The 22,307-nt window shown below is 67.3% G+C and carries 17 protein-coding genes and 1 other RNA gene; 13 read left to right on the forward strand and 5 right to left on the reverse strand.

The window, feature by feature from the left end:
- Window positions 1-57 precede the first annotated feature (57 nt).
- The 10 genes from AC5RVD_RS13080 (at window position 58) to smpB (ending at window position 9,842) form a co-directional block, all read left to right on the forward strand.
- A complete protein-coding gene (locus AC5RVD_RS13080) occupies window positions 58-933 on the forward strand; it encodes a branched-chain amino acid ABC transporter permease (RefSeq protein WP_494000186.1) in 876 nt (291 codons plus the stop codon).
- A complete protein-coding gene (locus AC5RVD_RS13085; protein ID WP_494127147.1) occupies window positions 930-2,159 on the forward strand; it encodes a branched-chain amino acid ABC transporter permease in 1,230 nt (409 codons plus the stop codon). The genes AC5RVD_RS13080 and AC5RVD_RS13085 overlap by 4 nt, the downstream gene beginning before the upstream one ends.
- Window positions 2,156-3,751, forward strand: coding sequence for a class I adenylate-forming enzyme family protein (locus AC5RVD_RS13090; RefSeq protein WP_494127148.1), 1,596 nt, complete (start codon window positions 2,156-2,158; stop codon window positions 3,749-3,751). The genes AC5RVD_RS13085 and AC5RVD_RS13090 overlap by 4 nt, the downstream gene beginning before the upstream one ends.
- The gene (locus AC5RVD_RS13095) at window positions 3,748-4,389 is read left to right on the forward strand and encodes a TetR/AcrR family transcriptional regulator (protein WP_494127149.1); all 642 of its coding nucleotides are present in this window, start codon (window positions 3,748-3,750) and stop codon (window positions 4,387-4,389) included. Before AC5RVD_RS13090 ends, AC5RVD_RS13095 begins: the two co-directional genes overlap by 4 nt.
- Window positions 4,382-5,134, forward strand: a complete 753-nt coding sequence (locus tag AC5RVD_RS13100) for a 3-hydroxybutyrate dehydrogenase (RefSeq protein WP_494074994.1) — start codon at window positions 4,382-4,384, stop codon at window positions 5,132-5,134. The genes AC5RVD_RS13095 and AC5RVD_RS13100 overlap by 8 nt, the downstream gene beginning before the upstream one ends.
- Window positions 5,131-6,072 carry an alpha/beta fold hydrolase gene (locus AC5RVD_RS13105; RefSeq protein ID WP_494127150.1) on the forward strand — a complete coding sequence of 314 codons (942 nt, stop codon included), beginning with the start codon at window positions 5,131-5,133 and terminating at the stop codon, window positions 6,070-6,072. The genes AC5RVD_RS13100 and AC5RVD_RS13105 overlap by 4 nt, the downstream gene beginning before the upstream one ends.
- A 117-nt stretch (window positions 6,073-6,189) precedes the next feature.
- A complete protein-coding gene (gene ftsE / locus AC5RVD_RS13110) occupies window positions 6,190-6,891 on the forward strand; it encodes a cell division ATP-binding protein FtsE (RefSeq protein ID WP_493979073.1) in 702 nt (233 codons plus the stop codon).
- The gene (gene ftsX, locus AC5RVD_RS13115; RefSeq protein WP_494113739.1) at window positions 6,888-7,802 is read left to right on the forward strand and encodes a permease-like cell division protein FtsX; all 915 of its coding nucleotides are present in this window, start codon (window positions 6,888-6,890) and stop codon (window positions 7,800-7,802) included. The genes ftsE and ftsX overlap by 4 nt, the downstream gene beginning before the upstream one ends.
- Before the next feature lie 100 nt (window positions 7,803-7,902).
- Window positions 7,903-9,282, forward strand: a complete 1,380-nt coding sequence (locus tag AC5RVD_RS13120) for a peptidoglycan DD-metalloendopeptidase family protein (RefSeq protein WP_494127151.1) — start codon at window positions 7,903-7,905, stop codon at window positions 9,280-9,282.
- 86 nt (window positions 9,283-9,368) lie between these two features.
- Window positions 9,369-9,842, forward strand: a complete 474-nt coding sequence (smpB, locus tag AC5RVD_RS13125; protein ID WP_127511404.1) for an SsrA-binding protein SmpB — start codon at window positions 9,369-9,371, stop codon at window positions 9,840-9,842.
- A gap of 61 nt (window positions 9,843-9,903) precedes the next feature.
- Here smpB and AC5RVD_RS13130 read toward each other — a convergent pair whose 3' ends face one another.
- Complete coding sequence (locus AC5RVD_RS13130; protein WP_494127152.1) at window positions 9,904-11,043, reverse strand: carboxylate-amine ligase; 1,140 nt, start codon at window positions 11,041-11,043, stop codon at window positions 9,904-9,906.
- A 136-nt stretch (window positions 11,044-11,179) separates the two neighbouring features.
- Here AC5RVD_RS13130 and ssrA point away from each other — a divergent pair.
- Window positions 11,180-11,549, forward strand: a transfer-messenger RNA (tmRNA) gene (gene ssrA, locus AC5RVD_RS13135).
- 180 nt (window positions 11,550-11,729) lie between these two features.
- Here the strand turns inward: ssrA and AC5RVD_RS13140 are convergent.
- Window positions 11,730-14,219: a S8 family serine peptidase gene (locus tag AC5RVD_RS13140; RefSeq protein WP_494127153.1), complete on the reverse strand. Its 2,490-nt coding sequence runs from the start codon at window positions 14,217-14,219 to the stop codon at window positions 11,730-11,732.
- Window positions 14,220-14,513: 294 nt separating this feature from the next.
- On the opposite strand from AC5RVD_RS13140, the gene AC5RVD_RS13145 reads away from it, so the two are divergent.
- The gene (locus tag AC5RVD_RS13145; RefSeq protein WP_494127154.1) at window positions 14,514-15,152 is read left to right on the forward strand and encodes a hypothetical protein; all 639 of its coding nucleotides are present in this window, start codon (window positions 14,514-14,516) and stop codon (window positions 15,150-15,152) included.
- Window positions 15,153-15,301: 149 nt separating this feature from the next.
- Here the strand turns inward: AC5RVD_RS13145 and AC5RVD_RS13150 are convergent, their stop codons facing one another.
- The gene (locus tag AC5RVD_RS13150) at window positions 15,302-15,673 is read right to left on the reverse strand and encodes a hypothetical protein (RefSeq protein ID WP_494113734.1); all 372 of its coding nucleotides are present in this window, start codon (window positions 15,671-15,673) and stop codon (window positions 15,302-15,304) included.
- A 99-nt stretch (window positions 15,674-15,772) separates the two neighbouring features.
- Window positions 15,773-19,924, reverse strand: coding sequence for a Pls/PosA family non-ribosomal peptide synthetase (locus tag AC5RVD_RS13155; protein ID WP_494127155.1), 4,152 nt, complete (start codon window positions 19,922-19,924; stop codon window positions 15,773-15,775).
- A 444-nt stretch (window positions 19,925-20,368) separates the two neighbouring features.
- Here AC5RVD_RS13155 and AC5RVD_RS13160 point away from each other — a divergent pair, with 444 nt between their 5' ends.
- Complete coding sequence (locus AC5RVD_RS13160; RefSeq protein ID WP_494127156.1) at window positions 20,369-21,076, forward strand: AfsR/SARP family transcriptional regulator; 708 nt, start codon at window positions 20,369-20,371, stop codon at window positions 21,074-21,076.
- 63 nt (window positions 21,077-21,139) lie between these two features.
- On the opposite strand, the gene AC5RVD_RS13165 is transcribed toward AC5RVD_RS13160, so the two are convergent.
- Window positions 21,140-22,240: a carboxylate-amine ligase gene (locus AC5RVD_RS13165; protein ID WP_494127157.1), complete on the reverse strand. Its 1,101-nt coding sequence runs from the start codon at window positions 22,238-22,240 to the stop codon at window positions 21,140-21,142.
- Window positions 22,241-22,307 lie beyond the last annotated feature (67 nt).

Below are 22,307 nucleotides of genomic sequence, written 5' to 3' on the forward strand. Positions count from 1 at the left end.
GGCCCCCGCCGCCGCATCCGCCGCCGAGACCGGCACCGACCCGAACGGGGTGCACAAGTGAGTACCATCGTCCTGCTGACCGTCACCGGCCTGGGCCTGGGCGCGCTTTACTTCCTGGTGGCCTCCGGGCTGAGCCTGATCTACGGGCTGATGGGCGTGCTGAACTTCGCGCACGGCTCCTTCCTGACCCTCGGCGCGTTCGCCGGCTGGGAAGTGGCCCGCCGCGCCGGCGCCGACAACTGGTGGACCTTCCTCGGCTCGCTCCTGGTGGGCGCCGTCGTGGGGGCCCTGTTCGCCGCCTTCACCGAGTTCGTGCTGATCCGCAAGCTGTACGAGCGGCACATCGAACAGGTGCTGGTCACCGTCGGCCTCTCGCTGGCGTCGGTCGCGCTGTTCGACGGGATCTGGGGCACCGACCCGGTCTATATCTCCGGACCCGAGTGGTTCAGCCAGACCACCAGAATCCTCGGCGCCGACATCGCGAACGACCGCTTCGTGGCCATCATCGCGGCGGTGTTCGTGCTGCTGGGCCTGGTGTTCTTCCTCAAGCGCACCCGCTACGGCATGATCATCCGCGCCGGCGTGGAAAGCCGCTCCATGGTCACCGCGCTGGGCATCGACGTCCGCAAGGCGTTCACGCTGGTCTTCGCCATCGGCGGCGCCGCGGCCGGCCTGGGCGGGGTGCTGGCCAGCCACTACTTCGGCTACGTCTCGCCGCTGCTGGGCGGATCGCTGCTGATCTTCGCCTTCATCGTCACCGTGATCGGCGGCCTGGGGTCGCTCACCGGCGCGGCCATCGCGTCGGTGGTGGTGGCGCTGCTGCAGCAGTTCGCTAACTTCTACCTCAACGGCACGGGGGACTTCGTCGTCGTCGTGGCCCTGGCCCTTGTCCTGCTCTTCCGGCCCTCCGGCCTGCTCGGGAGGAAATCATGACCACCAGCAAGACCGACCCGCAGTCGGACGCGCAGCCGAATCCGGGCCCCGCAACTGCCGGACACACCGAGGCCCCTGGCGCCGCCGGAGACAGGACGCCGCGGCGCGGGCGGAAGGGCAAGAACGACGGCGGTGCTGCCGCCGGCGGAGTCCGCGGGCTGCTCAAGTGGGCCGCCGGGGGAGCGGCCGTGGTGCTGCTGGCCTTGCTGCCGCTGCTGAACCTGTCCCTGCCCGGCGTGCTGCCCGGGCCCACCTACACCCCGGGGTCGCTGCAGCTGATCGCCATGTGCATGCTGATGGCCGCCGCGGCGCTCAGCTACCACCTGCTGCTCGGCGTCAGCGGCCTGCTGTCCTTCGGCCATGCGCTGTACTTCGGCGCCGGGGTCTACGGCCTCGGCGTCATCCTGGACACGTTCGACCTCCCGCTGTTGCCGGCCATGGGCCTGACGCTGCTGCTGGTCATCGTGCTGGCCCACGTGGTCGGCGCGGTCGGACTGCGGGTGACGGGCATCCCGTTCGCCATGGTCACCCTGGCCTTCGCGGAGGCCGGGCACGTGCTGGTGGGCCGCAACCCCGGCCAGGCCACCGGCGGTGAAGAGGGCCTGACCCTGGCCACGGAGAACCTGCCCGAGGCGCTGCTGGGTGTAACCAACACGCGCAACCTGTACTGGCTGGCGCTGATCGTGCTGCTGGTGGTCTTCGCCGTCGTCAGCTGGGTGCAGTTCAGCCGCGCCGGCCACGTGGCCGCGGCGGTGCGCGAGAATGAGCTGCGCGTGCGGGTCATCGGGCTGCAGCCCTACCTGGTCAAGCTGCTGGTGTTCGTGGTCGGCGGCGTGTTGGCCTCGGCGGTCGGCATGGTCTACCTGCTGCTGCAGTCCGGTGCCGTCCCGCGCAGCCTCTCGGCCGACTTCACCATCACCCTGCTGGTCATGGTGGTGCTCGGCGGCGTGGGCTCGCGCTGGGGAGCGGTCATCGGCGGCGTCTTCTACACCCTGCTGGACCAGCGGCTGACGGCGCTGGCGCAGTCCGAGGCCATCGCGAATCTGCCGGACATCCTGCGGATCCCGCTCTCGGAGCCGCTGTTCATCCTCGGTACACTGTTCATCCTGGTGGTCCTGTTCCTGCCCGGCGGCATCACCGGCGCGGTGCAGCGGGCCACCCTCAGCCGCGGCCAGCGCCGCCAGGCAGCCGCACGGCAGCGCGAAATCCTGGAGAAAGCCGAGTGAACCTGCAGCCCCATCCGCCAGCCGGCGGGCTCCATACCCTCGGCCGCTGGACCGCCGACCGCGCGGTGTCCACCCCCGACCGGGTGGCGATCGACGACCGCGGGGTCAGCCTGCGCTACCGCGACCTCGATGCCCGGGCCGTCGCCCTGGCCGCGGGCCTGCGCGCCGCCGGCTACGGGGTGGGGGACCGGATCGCCACCCTGACCGGCAACTCCGCGGACCATGTGGTGCTGTTCTTCGCCTGCGCCAAGGCCGGCCTCGTGCTGGTCCCGCTGTCCTGGCGGCTGTCTCCCGGGGAGATCGCCGAGCAGCTGCAGCTGGCGGACCCGGCGCTGCTGCTGGTGGAGGATGAATTCGACGCGCTGGCCGCCGCTGCCGCCACGATGCTCCCGCTGCCGCCGCGCACGGCGGCGCTGGGGCCCTCGGGGGTGGAGCGGCACGTGCCCTGCCCCACCCGGCGGCTGGAGAGCGCCGCGGGGCCGGTGCAGCTGGAAGTGCGCGACGACGATGCCCTCCTGATGATCTTCACGTCCGGTACCGAGGGGCCGAGCAAAGCCGCCATCCTCACCCACGCCAACTGCTTCTGGACCAACCTCTCGCTGTCGCGGACCATGGAGCTCTCCAGCTCCGACGTGGTGCTGGCCGCACTGCCGCAGTTCCATGTGGGCGGCTGGAACATCCAGCCGCTGCTGGGCTGGTGGACCGGCGCCACGGTGGTGCTGGAACGCACGTTCGACGCCGGCCGGATGCTGCAGCTGATCGCCGAGCGCAGGGTCACCACCATGATGGGCGTCCCCACCCAGTACGCCATGCTGGCCGAGCACCCCGGCTTCGCGTCCGCCGACCTGTCCAGCCTGCAGCACGCGATCGTCGGCGGCGCCTCCATGCCCGCGCCGCTGCTGCGGATCTGGCACAAGCGCGGCGTGGCCCTGAGCCAGGGCTACGGCCTGACCGAGGCCTCGCCCAACGTGCTCTGCCTGCCCAACGAAGACGCGGCGTCCATGATCGGCTACGCGGGCAAGCCCTACCCGCACGTCAGCGTGGCGGTCGCGGACCCGGCCACCGGCGAAATCCTCGACGGCGCGGCCACCGGCGAGCTGTTGGTCTCGGGACCGGGCGTGTTCGCCGGCTACTTCCGGAACCCGGACGCCACCGCGGCGGCGCTCGCCGGCGGCTGGCTGCGCACCGGCGACCTGGTCGAACGCACCGCCGACGGCTTCTTCCGCATCGTGGACCGGATCAAGGATCTCTACATCTCCGGCGGCGAGAACGTGGCCCCGGCCCAGGTGGAGCAGGTCCTGCTCTCGCACCCCGCGGTGGCCGAGGCCGCCGTCGTCGGGGTTCCCGACGAACGCTGGGGCGAGACCGGGCTGGCCTACGTGGTGGTCCGGCCGGACCGGATCACCGACGCCGAGGAACTGGCCGAACACTGCCGGGCGCAGCTGGCCGCCTTCAAGGTCCCCGGCCGCTTCGCCTTCGTGCCGGCGCTGCCGCGCACCGCACTGAACAAGGTGGTCCGGGGGAGGCTGCGGGAGGCCGCCGTCCGCCCCGACCGCCACCCGCTGACCGCAGGATCGGAGCAGGAATCATGAGCGCTGCACCACGCACCGCCCGGGGCACCCGGACGCGGGCCAAGCTGCTGGAGGCGGCCGAAGCGGTGTTTGCCTCGGTGGGCTACCACGAGGCCTCGATCGTCAAGATCACCGAGCAGGCCGACGTCGGGCTGGGCACCTTCTACCTCTACTTCGAGGGCAAGCAGGCCGTCTTCGATGAGGTCGTCGAGGACCTCAACCGGCGGGTGCGGCACGCGATGACCGAGGCGGCGAAGTCGGCGGAGAACCGGCTGGAGGCCGAGCGGGCCGGGTTCAAGGCGTTCTTCCGCTTCACCGCCGAACACCCCGCGCTCTACCGGATCATCCGGCAGGCGGAGTTCGTGTCGCCCGGCGCCCTGCGGATGCACTACACGCGCATCGTCAACGGCTACATTGAGGGACTGAAGGCGGCGCAGGCCACCGGCGAGGTCCGTCCGATGGACCCGAACGTCGCGGCGTGGGCGCTGATGGGGATCGGCGAACTGATCGGCATGCGCTGGGTGCTCTGGGAGGACGACGACGGTGCGCAGCCGGCCCCGCGGGAAGTGCCCGACCACGTATTCGAAGAGATGATGCAGTTCATTGAGCGGGCGCTGGCGCCCGGACAGCAGACGACGGAAGGACCCACCCATGGCTGAGAAGACTCTGACGGGCCGCAGCGCCATGGTGACCGGCGGGGCCAGCGGCATCGGCGAAGCCTGCGCGCGGGCACTGGCCGACCGCGGCGCGAAGGTCACCGTGGCCGACCTGGACGGCGCGGCCGCCGAACGGGTGGCACAGGAGATCGGCGGGGTCCCGTGGCAGGTGGACCTCAGCGACACCCGGGCGCTGGAAACCGCGGCGGTGGACACCGACATCCTGGTCAACAACGCCGGGATCCAGCGGATCAACCCCATCGAGGAGTTCGACCCGGAGGCCTTCCGGCTGATGCTCCGCTTGATGCTCGAATCCCCGTTCCTGCTGATCCGCGCGGCGCTGCCGGGCATGTACCAGCGCGGCTTCGGCCGGATCATCAACGTCTCCTCGGTGCACGGGCTGCGGGCGTCGGCCTACAAGTCCGCGTACGTCTCCGCCAAGCACGGGCTGGAGGGCCTCTCGAAGGTCACCGCGCTGGAGGGCGGCGCGCACGGGGTGACCAGCAACTGCATCAATCCCGGTTACGTGAAGACGCCGCTGGTCGAGAAGCAGATTGCCGACCAGGCCCGGATGCACCAGCTGCCGGCGGAAGAAGTGGTCGCCAAGGTGATGCTCACCGAGAGCGCCGTCAAGCGCCTGGTCGAGCCGCACGAAGTGGCCTCGCTGGTGTGCTGGCTCGCGGGGCCCGACGCCGGCATGGTCACCGGCGCGTCCTACACGATGGACGGCGGATGGTCCAGCCGATGAGCGCCGAACCCGCAGCCCTGCCCTACGCCGCCCTGGACGTCCCGGTCCGCGGCGGCACCCTGCGCACCGGCGTGTGGGGGCCCCGGGACGCCGAGGCGCCGGCCATCCTGGCCGTGCACGGCGTGACCGCCTCGCACCGCACGTGGGGCCTGCTGGCGCAGGAGCTCGACGGCGTGCGCGTGATCGCCCCGGACCTGCGCGGGCGCGGTCGCAGCAACGGGCTGCCCGGCCCGTTCGGGATGGCCGCGCACGCCGACGACCTCGCGGAGGTGCTCGCGGCGCACGGCGTCGGCCGGGCCGTCGTCGTCGGCCATTCCATGGGGGCGTTCGCCTCCGTGGTGCTGGCCCGGCGCCACCCGCGCCTGGTGGAGTCCCTGGTGCTCGTCGACGGCGGCCTGCCGCTGCAGGTGCCGGCCGGGCTCAGCGACGAGGAGGTCATCCAGTCGGTGCTGGGCCCGGCGGCCGAACGCCTGGCCGCAACGTTCCCCAGCCGGGAGGCGTATCGGGACTTCTGGCGCGTGCACCCGGCCTTCGCCGAGCATTGGAACGCGCTGGTGGAGGACTACGTGGACTACGACCTCGCCGGCGAGCCGCCGCTGTTGCGGCCGGCGACGAATTACGAGGCGATGGCCCGCGACACCGCGGATTTGAACAGCGGGGCCGTCCTGATGGATGCGCTGGAATCGCTCGACGTCCCGGCGGTGCTGCTGCGGGCCCCGCGCGGCCTGCTGAACGAAGAAGCGGGCCTGTACACGCCCGGATACGTGGATGGCTGGGCGCGCCGGCTGCCGGCGCTGCGGGTGCGCGAGGTGGCCGGAACCAACCACTACACCATCGTCATGGACAGCCCGGGCGCGGCGGCGGTGGCCGATGCGGTGCGCGACGCCATGTCCGGCCGGGCGGCCGGACGGGCCGCGGGCATCGGGCCGGTCCGGTGAAACGACACACCGGCAAAGCTGCAGGATAAACTCAAGACTGCGTGCCTATAGTCGAGAGGCTGAGGTTTCTTCCCCCAAGCACAAGCCCTCGTCCTCGGCCTGAGGCACAAAGTAGTCATGATTCGATTCGATAACGTCACGAAGATCTACGACCAGAACTCTCGTCCGGCCTTGGACAAGATCAGTCTGGAGATCGACCGCGGCGACTTCGCGTTCTTGGTCGGCTCGTCCGGGTCCGGGAAATCCACGTTCATCCGCCTGGTCCTGAAAGAAGACCGCGCCACCCGTGGCTCGGTCTACGTCGCCGGCCAGAATGTGGCCAACATTCCCAGCTGGCGCGTGCCCAAACTGCGCCGCGGCATCGGCGTCGTGTTCCAGGATTTCCGGCTGCTGCCCAACAAGACCGTCTTCGCCAACGTGGCGTTCGCCATGCAGGTGATCGGACGCAGCCGGGCGGTCATCCGCGAGACCGTGCCCGAGGTGCTCAAGACCGTGGGCCTGGAGGGCAAAGACCACCGCATGCCGCACGAGCTTTCCGGCGGCGAGCAGCAGCGCGTCGCCATCGCGCGCGCCGTCGTGAACAAGCCGGGGATCCTGCTGGCCGACGAACCCACCGGCAACCTGGATCCGACCACCTCGTTGGGGATCATGAAGGTGCTGGACCGGATCAACCAGAACGGCACCACCGTGGTGATGGCCACGCACGACAACGTGATCGTGAACGAGATGCGCAAGCGCGTGATCGAGCTGCGCGACGGGGTGCTGGTCCGCGACCAGTCCGAAGGCATCTACCTGGGCGAACCGGAGGAGGCCAAATGAGACTGGCTTTTATCCTCGGCGAAATCGGTTCCGGCCTGCGCCGCAACCTGTCCATGGTGGTCTCCGTGGTGCTGGTGACCTTCATTTCGCTCAGCTTCGTGGGCGCGGCCGGCATGCTGCAGATGCAGATCAACCAGATGAAGGGCTACTGGTACGACAAGGTCCAGGTGGCCATCTTCCTGTGCGTTGACACCTCGACGACGGCGAGCTGCGCGGCCGGCCCCGTGACCGACGAGCAGCGTGCGGAAATCGAGGCCACGCTGACCAGTCCGGCCGTGGAACAGTACGTGGACACCTACCTGTACGAGTCGCAGGACGATGCGCTGGGCCACTTCCGCGACCAGTTCGCGAACTCCCCGATCGTGGACTCGGTGACGGCCGACCAGCTGCCGGAGTCCTTCCGCGTGTCGCTGGTGGATCCGCAGAAGTACGAGGTCATCAACGAGATCTTCTCTTCGCTGCCCGGCGTCGAAGTAGTGGTGGACCAGCGCGAGATCCTGGAAAAGGTCTTCAGCGTCATGAACATTGCCTCGCTGGTGGCGGTGGGCATCGCCGTCGTGATGATCGTCTGCGCCATCCTGCTGATCGCCACCACCATCAGGCTTTCCGCCTTCAGCCGGCGCCGGGAAACCGGGATCATGCGCCTGGTCGGCGCCTCCAAGGTGGTGATCCAGTTGCCCTTCGTGCTGGAAGGGGTGATCGCCGCCGTGCTCGGGGCACTGCTGGCCTCGGTCACCCTGTGGGCCGTGGCGCACTTCTTCATCGGCGACTGGCTGGCCAGCCAATACCCCGACACGGCCTTCATTTCCTCCAGCACCATGCTGGTGATCGGTCCTGCGCTGGTGCTGCTGGGCGCCGTTCTGGCCGGAATATCGTCCCTTTTGACCCTGCGCCGCTACCTTAAGGTCTAGACTCATGACACGTGCACAGAACTTGACATTGGGGAGCCAGGCTGTGAGCCGTACTAAGCCGCGGAAGAAATGTCTTCCGCAAGGGATTTTGAGTGCCGCCATGGCCGCTCTGCTCGCGTTCTCGCTGGGCTCCGCCGGGCCCGCCCAGGCAGATGACCTCGACGACCGCAAGGCCGCCCTCGACCAGGAAATCCAGCAGATCGAATCGTCGCTGGAGTTCCTCAACGCCGACATCGTCGAGGCGGTCAAGGAACTGAAGCAGCACCAGAGCCGGCTGCCGGCCGCCCAGCAGAAGCTCGCCGAGGCAGAGGGCCGGGTGGACGCCGCCGCGAACAAGGTCGCCGCACTGGCGCAGCGCGTGGACCTGGCGCTGCAGACCAAGGACAAGATCAACCAGCAACTGGCCAGCGACGCCGCGGAGCTGAAAGAAACAAAGAAGGTCATCGGCCAGATCGCCACCCAGGCCTACAAGCAGGGCGGCGTGCCGTCCAACCTGTCGCTGTTCTTCGGTTCCGACGGCGACGCCGGCCTGGCCAGCACCATCGACCTGGCGGACCAGGCGCTGCGCAGCCAAAACGCGGCACTGGACAAGCTGGCCCAGCAGAACGCCACGAATGTGAACTCCCAGGCGCGGCTGGAAGCCGTGGAGGAGGAGATCCGGGACCTGAAGGCGCAAGCCGAGGAGGCGCTGGCGGCCGAGCAGGTCGCCCGCGACGAGGCGGCCGCCGAAAAGCAGAAGGTCGACCAGCTGATCGCCGAGACCTCGGCGCTGTCGGACAGCCTGCAGGCCAAGAAGCCGCAGATCGAGCAGGAGTTGGCCAAGACCGAGCAGGCCCAGAACCAGGTGCTCTCGCAGATCAAGGAGCGGCAGGAACGGCTGCGCCGCGAGGCGGCGGAGAAGGCCAGGCGCGAGGCCGAGGAGCGGCGCAAGGCCCAGGAAGCCTGGGAGCGGGAACAGGCGCGGATCAAGGCAGCACAGCAGGCCGCGCGCAACAGCGGCCAGCCGGTGCCGCAGCTGGTCCCGAGGGTGCCGCCGCCCCCTCCGGCCAGCCAGGCGCCGTCGTCATTTGGATTGATCTCCCCGGTGAACGGGCCGATCACCTCCGGCTACGGCTGGCGGCCCACTCCGGCGGGCACGATGGACTTCTACGGCACCGGCGGCTACATGCACAGCGGGATCGACTACGGTTCCGCCTGCGGCACGCCGGTCTACGCGCCGGCGGCCGGCACGGTGGCGCGCGCGGACAGCACGGTCTGGGGCGGCGGCAACAGCGTGACGATGAGCCACGGCGTGGTCGGCGGCAACGCGCTGGACACGAACTTCTACCACATGACCCGTTATGTGGTGTACGCCGGCCAGAGCGTGGGCCGGGGCCAGTTGATCGGCTACGTGGGCAGCACCGGAAACTCCACCGGCTGCCACCTGCACTTCGAAACCATCGTCAACGGCAGCTTCGTCAATCCGATGAACCTGCTCTAGGCTTCCGCGGCGGCATTTGGCGCGCTGCGGCACCATATGCTGCGGCGCCGCTATAATGGAACGTTCCGACGACGAAGGAGTACCCCGTGCCCAGAGAAAGTGGCCGAAAGGTAGTGGCCACCAATCGAAAGGCCCGGCACGACTACCACATCATGGATACCTACGAGGCCGGCATGGCCTTGATGGGGACCGAGGTGAAGTCTTTGCGCGAGGGCCGTGCTTCGCTGGTGGACGGCTTCGCCATCTTCTACAACGATGAGTTGTACCTGGAATCCGTGTACATCCCGGAATACCTCAACGGCAGCTGGACCAACCATGCCGCCCGCCGCCGCCGCAAGCTGCTGTTGCACCGGGCCGAGCTGGAGAAGATCGCCCGGCAGACCCGGGAATCTGGCTATACCATCGTGCCGCTGCAGCTGTACTTTAACGACGGCCTGGCCAAGGTGGAGATCGGCGTAGGCCGCGGCAAAAAGGACTACGACAAGCGCCAGACGCTGCGCGAGAAGCAGGACAACCGCGAGGCCCTGCGCGCCATGCGGGAAAAGAACCGCGGGGCCTGAGGCACTGCCCCTCCAGCGCTGTCCCACGCCATGCCGCGCGGGGGAAACCCAGTATGTGGCATCAGCCCGCCGTCAGGGACCGGCGCACCAAATCCAGCCACCCCGGTAGGCCGCCGCTGGCCAGCGCCTTCCGCTGGCGCAGCGCACCGTTGCCCTCCAGCCGCAGCCGTGCGGCCTGCTCGCGAACCCAGCCGCGGTCCCCGTGTTGCTCCAACGCCTCATCGATGTGGCGCAGCAACAGCTCAAGGACATCGAACGCGGGCCAGAGGGTGGCCGAATCCAGATGCACCAGTTTCTCCGACAACCCGAACCGGGCCGCCTGCCAGAGCGCCACGTCCAGATGTTCCGGATGGAAGTTGGTGACCGGGCGACCGGCGACGACGGCGGCCTGCTCGGTGGCGACCAGTGCCCGGGCCAGCCCGGCCAGCAGCACGCTGTCGGCCGCGGCGAGCTGGCTGTCGGCGGCCCGGATCTCGATGGTGGGGTAGTGGTCTGCCAGTCTGGCCAGCCAGGAGAGGTGTCCGGGATCGGGTACCACCCCGGAGGCGTACAGCTGCCGCACCCGGACGCCGTAGTCGTGCAGGTCCGCGAAGTACGGCGGGCAGCCCTGGACCTGCCAGCGGCGGTACAGGATGGTGCGCCAGCTGGCGAAGCCACTGTCCGCATGCCGCCAAAACGGTGAGTTGGCGGCGACCGCGGTGAGCAGCGGGAGCCAGGGCCGCAGCCGGTTAAGGACCTGCAGCCGCACCTCGGGATCCGCCACTTCCACGTGGATGTGCATGCCCGTCACGTACTGGTCGGCGATGAGGGCCGGTGCACGCTCGGCAATGCTGCGGTACCTGGGGGCGTCGGTCACGGATGCCGGACGCAGGTCGGCGTCGAAAATCACGCCGATGCCTGCCGCGGCCGCCCGTGTTGCGGCGGCGCTGCCGGCCAGCTCCCGGCGGAAGTCCAGCAGGGCTTCTACGGCCTCGGACAGCTGGCGGCACACCGGGGTCGAGGTTTCCACCTGGCAGTCGAGCAACTCGTAGCTGACCCATTCCGGGGCGGCTCCCAGGCTCAGGGCGGCCCGCACCGTCGGGCCGGTCGTCACCGGGAAGGCAGTGCGGGGGTCCATCAACAGGAATTCTTCTTCGATGCCGAACGTTGCCTGGGCGGGCGCCGGCGTCGGCGGCGTGCCTTGGGCTCGGCCCACAACCATGGTTCGAGGGTAAATCCCGAGACCGCACGCTGGCTACGCCGGAGCGGCGGGAATACATCGGTGCCGGCATGGGTTACACTGGGTGGTCCGGACAGGTAACTGCCCGGCACCAATGGTTATTTTGATAACTACATACGGGGATGACAGGTTTCGACGATGTTAGTCGCGCCAGGGGAAGCGGGCCGAGGATGCAGAGTTATCTCGGAAACGCTCTCTGCAAACCAATAAGTGCCGAATCTAAGCGCACTGACTTCGCTCTCGCTGCCTAAGTAGCATTGCAAGTCCGTCAGCCCGGGGTCGCTCTCGCCCCGGATGCTGGCGTCATTAAGAGGGCCACTGCTGAATACCTTCGCCGTTGGGGTATTCGGGACATTTAGACGGCTGGGCCCGGGTCAACCACCTGTTTGCGGGATGGTTGGGGCCAAGAAAACCCGAAGCAAACTGCGCCCGGAGAAGTCCTGGCAACACAACATCGGACGGGGGTTCAATTCCCCCCATCTCCACTGATTTAGCCCCGGTTTTCCGGGGCTTTTTCTTTTGCCCGGAGGGACCGGCATCTGCCGACGACGGCGAAGCCCGCCCGAGCAAGGCAAGGACGGGATGAACCGGTCGGCCTGGGAATTTCGGAGCCGGACTGTTCCGAGCGGTTGTCGGGACAGGGCTTCCTGGGCTGGGGCGGTCTCGCGCTACCGCAGGCGTGCGGTGGAGAGCGAGTACCTGTTGGCCGTGTTGTACCCGGTCTTGGATCCGGTGACCCGCACCTTGATCGTGTCGTACCGGTCCGTGGCGGTGAGCCGGTAGGTCTTGCCGGTGGCGCCGCGGATGGCCGTGCCGGAGCGGTACCACTGGTACTTCAGGGTGGTGCCCGCCGTCCAGGTGCCCGGATACGCGGTCAGCGTGTAGCCTGGCCGCAGCGTGCCCTTGATGACCGGTGCGGACGTGCGCAGGGTGCCCTTGGCAACCGCGGACGTCTTGGCCGAGTAACGGTTCAGGCTGGTGTAGCCGCTCTTGGATCCGGTCACCCGGACGGAGATCTGCTTCCCGGCGTCGGAGCCGGTGAGCACATAGGTGCGGCCCGTCGCCCGTGAGATCGCCGTCGTGCCGCGGTACCACTGGTACTTCAACGTGGTGCCCGAGGTCCATGTTCCGGCATTGGCAGTCAGCGTGTGGCCGACCTTCTTCGTGCCGGCAACAGTGGGGGTGGCCCCCGCGAGGGTGCTGTAGGCGATGGTCCCGCTGGAAGCGGATGTCACGGCAGCGGCGGTGTAGCCCGGGGCGGCGCCGGTGACGCGGACGGTCAGGTATTTCCCGGCGTCGGCGGCGGTCAGGACGTACCGGCCGGCGGTGGCCCCGCTGATGGCCGTCCCGGACCGGTACCACTGGTACGCAAAGGTTGTGCCAGCAGTCCAGGCGCCCGGGACTGCGGCCAAGGCGTAGCCGACCTTGCGGGTTCCGCTGATCGCCGGCTTGGAGCTGGCCAGCAATCCCGCGGCGATCTTGGGCGTCGGCTCGGACGTGTTGCTGCCGGCGGCGTAGCCGTCCTTGGTCACGTGGACCTTCAGGGTGATGGTGTGCCCGGCGTCGGCACCGGTCAGCGTGTACGTGCGGCCGGTGGCCCCGGTTACCAGGCTTCCGCTGCGGTACCACTGGTACGCGACGTTGACCGGTTCCGGCCCCCAGTCTCCATCGGTGCCGTACAGGACGCTGCCGACGCGCATGACTCCCGAGATTTTCGGGGGACCGTAGGGGAATGGACTGAAGTCGAGTGACGAGGTGGCGTCGACAAGCCCGGCTCCACATCCTTCGGCACACGTACCGGGAAGCGGGCGGGACTTTCTTTTGAGCTGGTCTTCGATCTGCGCCGGCGTCCAAGTCGGACGTGCGGCAAGGATCAGGGCGGCCACGCCGGCGACGTGCGGTGCGGCCATCGAGGTGCCCTGGAGGTAGGAGTAGCCCTCGGTGCCCGGGGTGGTCGTGCCCTGGTTGTATGTGGAGGCGATACCGTTGTCGACTGTTTCGGCGTCCGTGAAGTGGCCGCCAGGGGCGGTCACGTCGATCATGGATCCGAAGTTCGAATACGGGGCGCGGTTGCCTTCGCGCCCGCTGGCAGCGACCGCGATGACGTTCTTGCAGTTCGCCGGGTTCGACTGGGAGGCATCCTGGTTCTCATTGCCGGCTGCCACGACGACGGCCGAGCCGGCATTTACGGCATAGTTCACCGCTGACTGGAAGGTGGCGGAGCACTGCCCGGAGCCGCCCAGCGAGAGGTTGATGACACGGGCCCGGTTGGCATTGAGCGGGACGCCGGGAACTTCGCCACCTGCCGACCAGATCACCGCGTCGGCGATGTCGGACATGTAACCGCCGCACGCCCCGAGCGCGCGGACCGGGAGAATTTTCGCGCCTGGAGCGACGCCGGCCACGCCCTGCCCGTTCCCGGAGACGGCGGCGATGGTGCCGGCGACGTGGGTGCCGTGCCAGGAGGAGTCGTTGTACCCGCAGTCACCGGGGCCGTACCAGTCGCCTTCATCCCGGGGGTCCGGGTCCCGGCCATCGCCGTCACGGGCGGAGGCCGGGTAGGAGATCATGTCATAGCCGGGCAAGACGTTCGCGTTGAGGTCGCTGTGCTCGGTGATGCCGGTGTCGATGACGGCGACGGCGACGCCATCGCCGCGGCTGACGTCCCAGGCTCCCGGCACGCGCATCCCGGCCTTGTCCTCGAAGAAGTCCCACTGCAGGCCGTAGTGCTCGTCGTTCGGGGCCGCTGCCACCGGTTGCATGCGCTGATCCGGTTCGGCGAATTCGACGGCCGGGTCCGCTTCGAGCCCGGCGACCAGTTCCCTGGACTCGGTGTCGCTGAGGACCTTGCCGGTGGTGATGACCCGGGCCCCGGTGGCCGTGGCGCGCAGTTCCTTCACACTGACGCCCAGTTCCTTGGCGGTACGCCCGTAGGCCTTTCCGCGGCCAGCGGAGTTGCTCCCGACCTTGTCCCTGAACTTCACGATGAACCGGTCGGTCGGCATGTCGCGCGGACCCAGGTACTCGGACGGGGAACCGGGCAGTCCCGGTTCATCGGTGGCCGAGGCCGGAAGGGCGGAGAGCGTTCCACCGAGGACCGCGGCGGCGGTGAACGAGGCCAGTCCGGCGAGGAGGCGGCGGGGCAGGGGCGAAGGCATGGGTGTCATCCTTACGGGCGGGGGTCCCGGGAAGCTGGTGCAGGACAGACGGGATGCGACGTTGCGCCCACGAGGTTCAGTGTAACGATTATCCTGCCGTTCGCAGCCCCCTTGCCAAGAGCTCGAATTTGTTGCCACCCGGTCGTGGCGGAGTGTGACGGCCTCCCGCCAGCCTGTAAAGACCCCAGTCCCGTTTGGAGGCCAATCGGTGGCTAATCACCGCTTTCGCTTGCAAGCCCCTCCGCGCCCGATGTAACGATTAAGTTGCAACATCCCCAACGAATGGAGCAACACATGTCATCGTTTGCTAAGACCAAGGCCCGGCAGTTGGCAGCTGGAGTTTTCGTGGCAGGCGTGGTGACTGCCGGAGGCGCAGGAGCCGCTTCTGCTCACGAAACACAGGATTCGTTCGTGGCCATCACGGCCGAGGACGTAACCATCGTGCCGGCCCCGGTCGAGGAAGCTGAACCGGTCGTCGAGGACGGTCCCGCCGAGGAAACCCCCGCTGAGGAGCCGGCTGCCCCGGCACCGGTCGAGGACGAAACCCCGGTCCCGGACGAGGGTGAAGAGCCCGTCGAGCCTGTGCCCGGGGAAGACCCGGTAGAGGAACTTCCGGTTGAGGAACCGGCTCCGGTGGAGGAAGAGCCTGCACCGGCACCTGTTGAAGAGCCGGTAGTGGAAGAACCGGCCCCGGCTCCGGTTGAGGAACCGACCCACGCCTGGAAGGCCGTCAAGGCCGAGACCGACGCCGCGTGGAAGTCGACAAAGACCGAGGCTGACGCCGCGTGGAAGTCCGCAAAGGCGGAGGGAAGCGCGGACTGGAAGGCCGTCAAGGCTGAAGGAAAGGCCGACTGGAAGACAGCCAAGGCTGAAGGAAAGGCCGTGTGGAAGGCGGCCAAGGCCGCCGAGAAGGGCATCGGCGAGACCGAGTAATCCCGCCCAGCTCCGCCATCCGGGGCGGCCTCCCTTCGGGGAGGCCGCCCTTTGCGTGCAGGCAGGAGGCCGGTCGGGTTCGCCGCCGGTTGGTGGCGAAAAGCTTACTTCGTTAACCGGCCGGCCAGCCGATGGCCCGCCGCCAGGGGTCAGTCGCCGGGAGGTGCCACGTCGACGATCCCGATGAACCTGGTGCCGATGCCGTCATACTCGCTGCGGACCCATCCTGCCGGCGCCCCGGGGAGATCCCCGGGATCATGGTGCCGACAGTAGACATAGGTGAATTCCGGCCACCATTTCTTCGGCCGGGCAGACTCGGTAAGGCCGCATATGGTGCACTGCAGCGCTGTCCAGACAGGCCGCTTGCCGGTGCGGTTGGCGCGCGACTGGGCCAGCCAAGCCGGTGGGTTCGCGTCCATCGCGGCGAGTTCCTCCTCGGATATGCGCGACGGGATGCCGTGGCGTTTCGCCATCTCCGGTGGAATATCGAGGAACTGGGCTGCTTCGCGTCTGGTAATCATCACCTACCACCATGGACCGGGAGGCCAGCTGCAGCAACTTCGTGCCGTGATCCGGCGCCGGCCGCTTTGCGCCGCACCGGCCATCCCCGTGCAGCTTCATCACCCTTGGGCCGCGCCCGTCAGCCGCCTGTGCCTGGCGGTGTCCGTCGAGTCGCGGGCCGGGTTGCCGGCATATACGGCGTTCTCCGGCACGTCTTCTCCTTTCATGAGCAACGAGTCGGCCTCGAGTGAGACGCCATCGCCCACCACGGCGCCGTAATTGACGAAGGATTCGACGCCAAAGGAACACCGGTTTCCCACCGTGATGTAGTCCGACTTGAACGTACCGTCTTCCATCGAGTGGCCTTGAAGGGCTGTGCCTTCGTTTAAGGCGCAGTCGTCGCCGATTGAGACAAGTGTCTTCTCCGGGATGTTGCAGCCGGCATCGTAGAGACGCTTGCCAACCTTGACGCCGAGCATCCTCCAGACAATCGATTTGAAGGGCGTGCCGTTAAAGGGCGGGGTGGCGAGCATCTTCCACAGACGTTCGTGGTGCCAGAAGTACGGGTCGTAGATCGAACAGTACTGCGGTTTCAGCCTCCGGAAGCCCATCACCAAGCGCTCGACGAGCACGGTGAGCAGGACAAAGTAGATCACGAAGCCCAATGTTCCGACGGCGACCGCCAACGCGCCGAAATCATCGTAGATTGTTGCGGATGCTGCTGCGATCAGTGTTCCGGAGAAGAACACGAACCAGCGCACACCGAGGAAGATTCCCATGGAAGCGATATTGTGCCGGTTCTTGGCCGGCAGGCGCCGGTTTTTCGCCTCTTCAATCTTCAGTTCATCGAACCGGCTGTCCCGCTGAACGGACCGCGGAATCTCGAACGGCGGCGACCCCAGCAAGCCGGTATTTTCCCGGACCGGGCCGTCGATCGGAATCATCACCTTCGTCGCCAACAAAACGTTCTCTCCCACCCGGGCCTCGATGGGGAAGGTGAGGTCGTTTCCCAGGAAGTTGCGGCCCGCGATCCTGACACGAGACAACTGGAACGAGGTGCTGGAATAATCGGCGTTCATCATATTCAGGCCGTCGGAAACCATGGTCCCGTAGCCGATGGTATTCAGGTAGGGCGAATCGTGAGACACCTCGGGGCCGAAGTTCGAGCCTGTCTGCTCCACCTTCTTGCCAAGGTCGTAGCCCAGCGCCTTCAGGAAGTGCACGATGTACGAACTGTCGCCGAAAACATCCTTGTACAGCTTGGCGTTCGTCATCCCGGCAACCATCCGCTGGAGCGTGAAATGCACGCCGTACAGCGGGTAGACCCTGTCCGGCTTGAGGGCGAGGTTCAGGAGCCGGGGGATAGTAAGGACCGCGATGAGACCGCCGACGAAGGAGGCAAGGAACAAGGTAAGGGTGATGAGCAGGGTATCGACGTAGAAGGACGCGTTGTCCATTTTCAGGTGTTCGCTATCCAAATACGGCGGCAGCAGCGCTGACAAGGCGACGAGTACGACCGGCATGACCAGGACTAACCGGTTGACAAGCTGCAGCAGGGTGAAAATGACCCTGCGGCGCGTGCTGCAGCGTACGGGCGGGACCCTGCGGTAGTTAGTTTCCGTAGGTACTGCAGGCGAGCCGTGCCAGCGCTGACCGTCCGGTATCGCCTGGCCCGTCTGCAGCGAGGATGCATGGCCCAGTTGAGCGCCGTCGCCCATGGACGTGTCGATGTCCAGCGTCGTCTTTTGCGACACAAGGACATCGCGGCCCAGCGTTACCGTGCCCGTCTCGATGACGCCGCTGCGGGCGCGGTAGGCGAGGAAGAATGAATTCTTATGAATGACCGTGCCGTCGCCGATGGTCACGAGGTCGGTGCACACCGGCACCATGCGGGAGAAAATGGCAACGCCCTTGCCGATTCTGGCCCCCAGCGCCCGAAGATAGAGCACGTATAGAGGCGAGCCGACGAACAAGACGAGCGGATTGCTGCGGTTGAGTGTCTTGACGACCCAGAACCGGACGTAGGTCCAGCTCCAGAGAGGAATGTCCTGACGCTTCCAGCGGCCAATGAGAATCCACTTCAGGACGATCGGGGTGATGGACAGTACGAAGAACATGGCGGCGCTGAATCCGACGGATCGCAGCCACATATCGATCAAGGTGGTTCCTTCGGAAACCCAAACGAAGGACATGACGAGCAAAGAGGCAGCGTAGGTCGTGTAGCCCAGGAAGAACATCAGCTGCACTACGCCGCACAAGATGTGCCGGCGCGTGCTCGGCGCGGGCCGCAGGACCGGCTCCGTCTCGTCCGCCCCGGATCCTGACAGTTCGGCGGCAGCCTGTGCCGTGGCGAGGACGACGGCAAGCTGGCGGACAGTCGGATGCTGGTAGATATCCTGCATGGCCACCGGCGGCAGCGCGGCCCTGCGCCGGACGGCCGCCGAAAAGCTGGCCATGAGCAGCGAATTCGCTCCCAGGTCGTTGAAAAAGTGGGCAGTGGCGGAGACTTTCTCCACACCCAGGACCCCCGCGAGGCAGCCGGCCAGTATTTCCTCTGCCTCCGTACCTGGTGCGCTGTAGTCGTGAGTACCGCCGGTGAGCCGTGGTTTGCTGGGGAGCGGCAGCTTCTTCCGGTCGGCCTTGCCACTGGGCATGACGGGTATTTCAGCGCATTGTTCGAGGTAGGCCGGGACCATGTAGCCGGGCAGCGTCTCGCTCAGTTTTTCGGCGATGCTGGCCTCGTCGACTTCCGCGGTGTCCTGGCGCAGCGTGTAGTAGGCAACCAGTTCCACGAGTCCGGGGGTTGGCTCGTAGGTGCTCACTACTGCTTGGGCGATTCCCGGCACCTGCAGCAGGACGGACTCAATTTCAGCAAGTTCGATGCGGTAACCGCGGATTTTGACCTGGGTATCGATCCGGCCGTGGTACTCGATGGTTCTGCTCTCGCTGAACCGGCCCAGGTCGCCCGAGCGGTAGATCCGGCCCGAGGGATTGTTGTCGATGCCGAGGAAGTCCTCGATGAAGGCCCGCACGGTCAGGTCATCACGGTTGACGTACCCGCGGGCCAGCCCGATCCCGGCGATCCCGATTTCGCCCAGTTCCCCCGGTGGCAAGGCGCGCGGCTCATCCGGATCAAGGATCACCGCCGAGTACGTCGGCAGCGGACTGCCCAGGGTCACAGGTTTGTCCGGATGGACCACATCCCAAGTCGCGGTGACGGTTGCCTCCGTTGGACCATAGACGTTCAGGAACCTGCGGCCCGGACGGTGCCATCGTGTGATGAGGTCCCGCGGACAGGCCTCGCCGGAAACCAGTAGGAACCGCAGGTCGGGCAGGTCCTCGTCGAGGGTGGCCAGCAGCGTTGGAACGCAGCACATGGCGGTCACCCGCTGGTCCCGCAGGAACTGGCCCAGTTCCATGCCAAGCAGGCTGACGCCGCCGGGTTTGGGCACCAGCGTTGCACCGACCATCCACGGGACCCAGGTCTCCTCCACCGAGAAGTCGAAGGCGATCGTCATGCCTTGGTAGACGCGGTCCGTCGGCTGGTAGCCGTACACTTCGGCCGCCACGAGCACGAAGTTGCAGATGCTTGGATGGTCGATGGCCACACCCTTGGGGCGGCCGGTCGAGCCGGAGGTGTAGATGATGTAGGCCAGATCGCCCGCGGACCCCGCCTGTTCTCCCCGGGACAAGCGCGAGGAATCCCGGGACAAGCGCGAGGAATCCTGCGTGGCCACCAGCGGTTCATCCTCGTCGAGGCAGAGGATGGTCGCAGCCGTTTCGGGCATCCGGTCACGCAGGTGGGAGAGCGACAGGACAAAATTCACGCCCGCATCCTCGACAATGTACGCGAGACGCTCGGAGGGGTATCCGGCGTCGAGGGGAACAAATGCGGCACCGGCCTTCAGAACTCCCAGGATGGCCGTGTAGGACCGGATTGGCTGGTCAAAGAGCAGCGCGATCCGGTCGCCCGGCCGCGCGCCGCGCGAGATCAGGTACCGCGCAAGCTGGTTCGCCCGGGCGTCGAGCTGATCGTAGGTCAGCGACTGCCCGGCGCTGTGGACGGCGAGCCGTCCCCCCTCGCCGTCGCGCCGCAGCTCGTCGCAGCGGTTCTCGAAGAGCCGTTCGAGCCTGTCCCCGTCGTGCCAACGTGCCGCGCCGTTGCCGGGGGCGCCGGTGAGGATGGTGCTGGCGGCCGCGGCGGGGCCGGGGCGTTTCGGGGTGTGGTCTGTCTGCCGATGCCGGGCACTGCGGTCTGCAGGAGCGCTCATGCCGCTTCCTGCTGCCGCTTGCCCGGTTGCCGGACAGCCTCGAACACGATCGCGCAGGCGGTGGACTCGAGTAAGTCCGAAGATGCCGCCATGGCAGTCCTCCTCGCCTCAGGTACCGGCAGGGGCCTGGCAGTAGTGTCGATCAATTCGCCGATGACGGGCCTCTAGACGACATTGGACGATGTCCGGTGTTACGCGGGCGTTATTGGACTGACTGCCATCGGCCAAGGCCCGGCACCGGCCAGGATTTTGAAGAACCGGCTAGGCAGCAGCTGCCATCCGAACGCCGAAGCCCGTCAGCGGCCGGGCCCCCTGTCACCGGGATCAGGTCCCTTCCGGATGCATCCTTTAGCTGCGTTGACAAGGCGGTTCGCGGTGGGAACCTAGAATCGGGGAGACGTTCGGCAGTGGCTTGGGGCCACAATGCCCTTGGGGGGCACGAAAATGAATGCAACAGAGCCCATGTGGGAAGTCCAATTACTGGGAGGGTGGCAGATTCGCCATGGAAAGCTTCCCGTCAGGGTAACTATCCGACAGCAGCGCCTGATTGCCGTCCTGGCCCTCTACGGCAGCGAGCCACGCGCTTTCCTGGCCGGGCTGCTCTGGCCGGACAGCTCGGAGAGGCAGGCAACGGGTAGCCTGCGGGAGACGATCTGGACGATTTCGCACGAGTTGCCTGGACTGCTGGCGGAGCGCAGGGATCCGCTGGCACTGGCTCCGGACGTGGCAGTGGACGTTCACGAAGTCCGCCGGCGACTCGCCGCCCTCGACGGGGACCGCGGGCTCCGCCTTCGGCCGGCCATGCTCGACCTGCTGCGCACGGCCGAACTGCTGCCCGGGTGGTACGAGGACTGGGTCACGGCCGAGCAGGAACGGTGGAGGCAGTTGAGGCTGACGGCCCTGGAACGCCTCGCCAGCCAGTATCTCGAACGCGGCGAGACCGACCAGGCGACGGACGCTGCGCGATTGGCCATCGCCATCGAGCCGCTGCGCGAAAGCGCGCAGCGGCTGTTGCTGGAGACGCACATCGCCGACGGCAATTATGCGCAGGCGCTGCAGGCTTTCGAGGTCTTCAAGTCCCGGCTCTGGAAGGAATTCGGGGTGGAGCCTTCGGCCCAGATCATGAAGCTCATGGCACCCCTGCTCACGTAGCCGCTGCCGCGGGCAGCGCACCAAGCCGGGCAGCCCGCCGCTCGTATGGACCAGCGCCGCGGACTATGGCTCGGCGGTCAGGGATGAGGCATACAGGTCCATCAGCGCCGGCAGCCCGCCGGATTCCATGGCCCTGCGCTGCCGGTCGGCGCCGGTTCCCGTGGCGAAGAGCCGTTCGATGCTGGCATCAACCCAGGCCGAGTCGCCTTCCTCCTCGAGTGCCGGCCGAATGTAGCGCAGCAGCATGCCCACCACATCCCGTGCGGGCAGCAGCACGCCGGACTCCGGATCCACCAACCGGTCGGACAGGCCTTGGCGTCCCGCCTGCCAGACGGCAGCATCCAGAAGCTCCGGCTCGGGCTGCAAAAAGGACCGCGCGGACGCTTCATCGGTCAGCACCGTGGATATCAGTCCCCGGACTACCGCAGCGATCAGCACGGAGTCCTGGGCCTCGAGCTGCACGTCGGCGGCACGGACCTCCAGGGTGGGGTAGCGGTCGGACAGCCGTGCCAGCCACGTGATGACGCCCCGGTCGATGACCACGCCGGAGTCGACCAGGCGCTGGATCCGGCGCTCGTAGTCGGCCGCGTCGCGGAAGACCGGCGCGCAGCCCTGGATCGGCCAGCGGCGGTAATGGACGATCCGCCAGCTGCCGAACCCGCTGTCGCGGTCCAGCCAGTAGGGCGAGTTGGCACCCAGCGCCACCACCGCCGGCAGCCACGGCCTGATCCGGTTCAGGGCCTGCACCCCGGCTTCCTTGTCGGGGACGGACACGTGCACGTGCTGGCCATTGACGAACTGGTCGGCCACAATGCCCTTCGCACTGGCCTTGAGCTGGTGGTAGCGCTGCTTGTCCGTGACCTCCGGATAGTCGTCCTGGATCCGTGGTGCCGTGCCGGTGGCCGCGGCCCGCACCCCGGCCTTCCGGGCGGCGGTATCCAGCTCGCGGCGGAAGTTGAGCAGCGACTCCTCGGCCTCGGTGAGCGTGGCGCAGACCGCGGTGGCAGTTTCGATCTGGCAAGTGAGCAGCTCCCGCTGGATGTCATCCCTGGCTACTTGCAGTGAGCCCTCCAGGTTTTCGGCGACCGTGTCCGCCACCGGGGCGGGTAAGCCGGTGGCCGGATCCAGCAGCAGGTATTCTTCCTCAATTCCCAGAGTTGCCATGGGGCACCTTTCTTCTGCCGACGCTCAGACAAGCCGAGCCTAACCGATCCGCAGGCGGTTATGCTCA

It is taken from the genome of Arthrobacter sp. THG-b23, assembly GCF_059091265.1.

What these genes read in the sequence shown, in the direction of transcription:
- AC5RVD_RS13150 (WP_494113734.1), bottom strand. Translation starts at nt 15,673, where the DNA reads ATGATTACCAGACGCGAAGCAGCCCAGTTCCTCGATATTCCACCGGAG.
- AC5RVD_RS13095 (WP_494127149.1), top strand. Translation starts at nt 3,748, where the DNA reads ATGAGCGCTGCACCACGCACCGCCCGGGGCACCCGGACGCGGGCCAAG.
- AC5RVD_RS13105 (WP_494127150.1), top strand. Translation starts at nt 5,131, where the DNA reads ATGAGCGCCGAACCCGCAGCCCTGCCCTACGCCGCCCTGGACGTCCCG.
- AC5RVD_RS13165 (WP_494127157.1), bottom strand. Translation starts at nt 22,240, where the DNA reads ATGGCAACTCTGGGAATTGAGGAAGAATACCTGCTGCTGGATCCGGCC.
- AC5RVD_RS13100 (WP_494074994.1), top strand. Translation starts at nt 4,382, where the DNA reads ATGGCTGAGAAGACTCTGACGGGCCGCAGCGCCATGGTGACCGGCGGG.
- AC5RVD_RS13085 (WP_494127147.1), top strand. Translation starts at nt 930, where the DNA reads ATGACCACCAGCAAGACCGACCCGCAGTCGGACGCGCAGCCGAATCCG.
- AC5RVD_RS13145 (WP_494127154.1), top strand. Translation starts at nt 14,514, where the DNA reads ATGTCATCGTTTGCTAAGACCAAGGCCCGGCAGTTGGCAGCTGGAGTT.
- AC5RVD_RS13120 (WP_494127151.1), top strand. Translation starts at nt 7,903, where the DNA reads ATGGCCGCTCTGCTCGCGTTCTCGCTGGGCTCCGCCGGGCCCGCCCAG.
- AC5RVD_RS13160 (WP_494127156.1), top strand. Translation starts at nt 20,369, where the DNA reads ATGAATGCAACAGAGCCCATGTGGGAAGTCCAATTACTGGGAGGGTGG.
- ftsX (WP_494113739.1), top strand. Translation starts at nt 6,888, where the DNA reads ATGAGACTGGCTTTTATCCTCGGCGAAATCGGTTCCGGCCTGCGCCGC.
- AC5RVD_RS13130 (WP_494127152.1), bottom strand. Translation starts at nt 11,043, where the DNA reads ATGGTTGTGGGCCGAGCCCAAGGCACGCCGCCGACGCCGGCGCCCGCC.
- AC5RVD_RS13155 (WP_494127155.1), bottom strand. Translation starts at nt 19,924, where the DNA reads ATGAGCGCTCCTGCAGACCGCAGTGCCCGGCATCGGCAGACAGACCAC.
- AC5RVD_RS13140 (WP_494127153.1), bottom strand. Translation starts at nt 14,219, where the DNA reads ATGCCTTCGCCCCTGCCCCGCCGCCTCCTCGCCGGACTGGCCTCGTTC.
- ftsE (WP_493979073.1), top strand. Translation starts at nt 6,190, where the DNA reads ATGATTCGATTCGATAACGTCACGAAGATCTACGACCAGAACTCTCGT.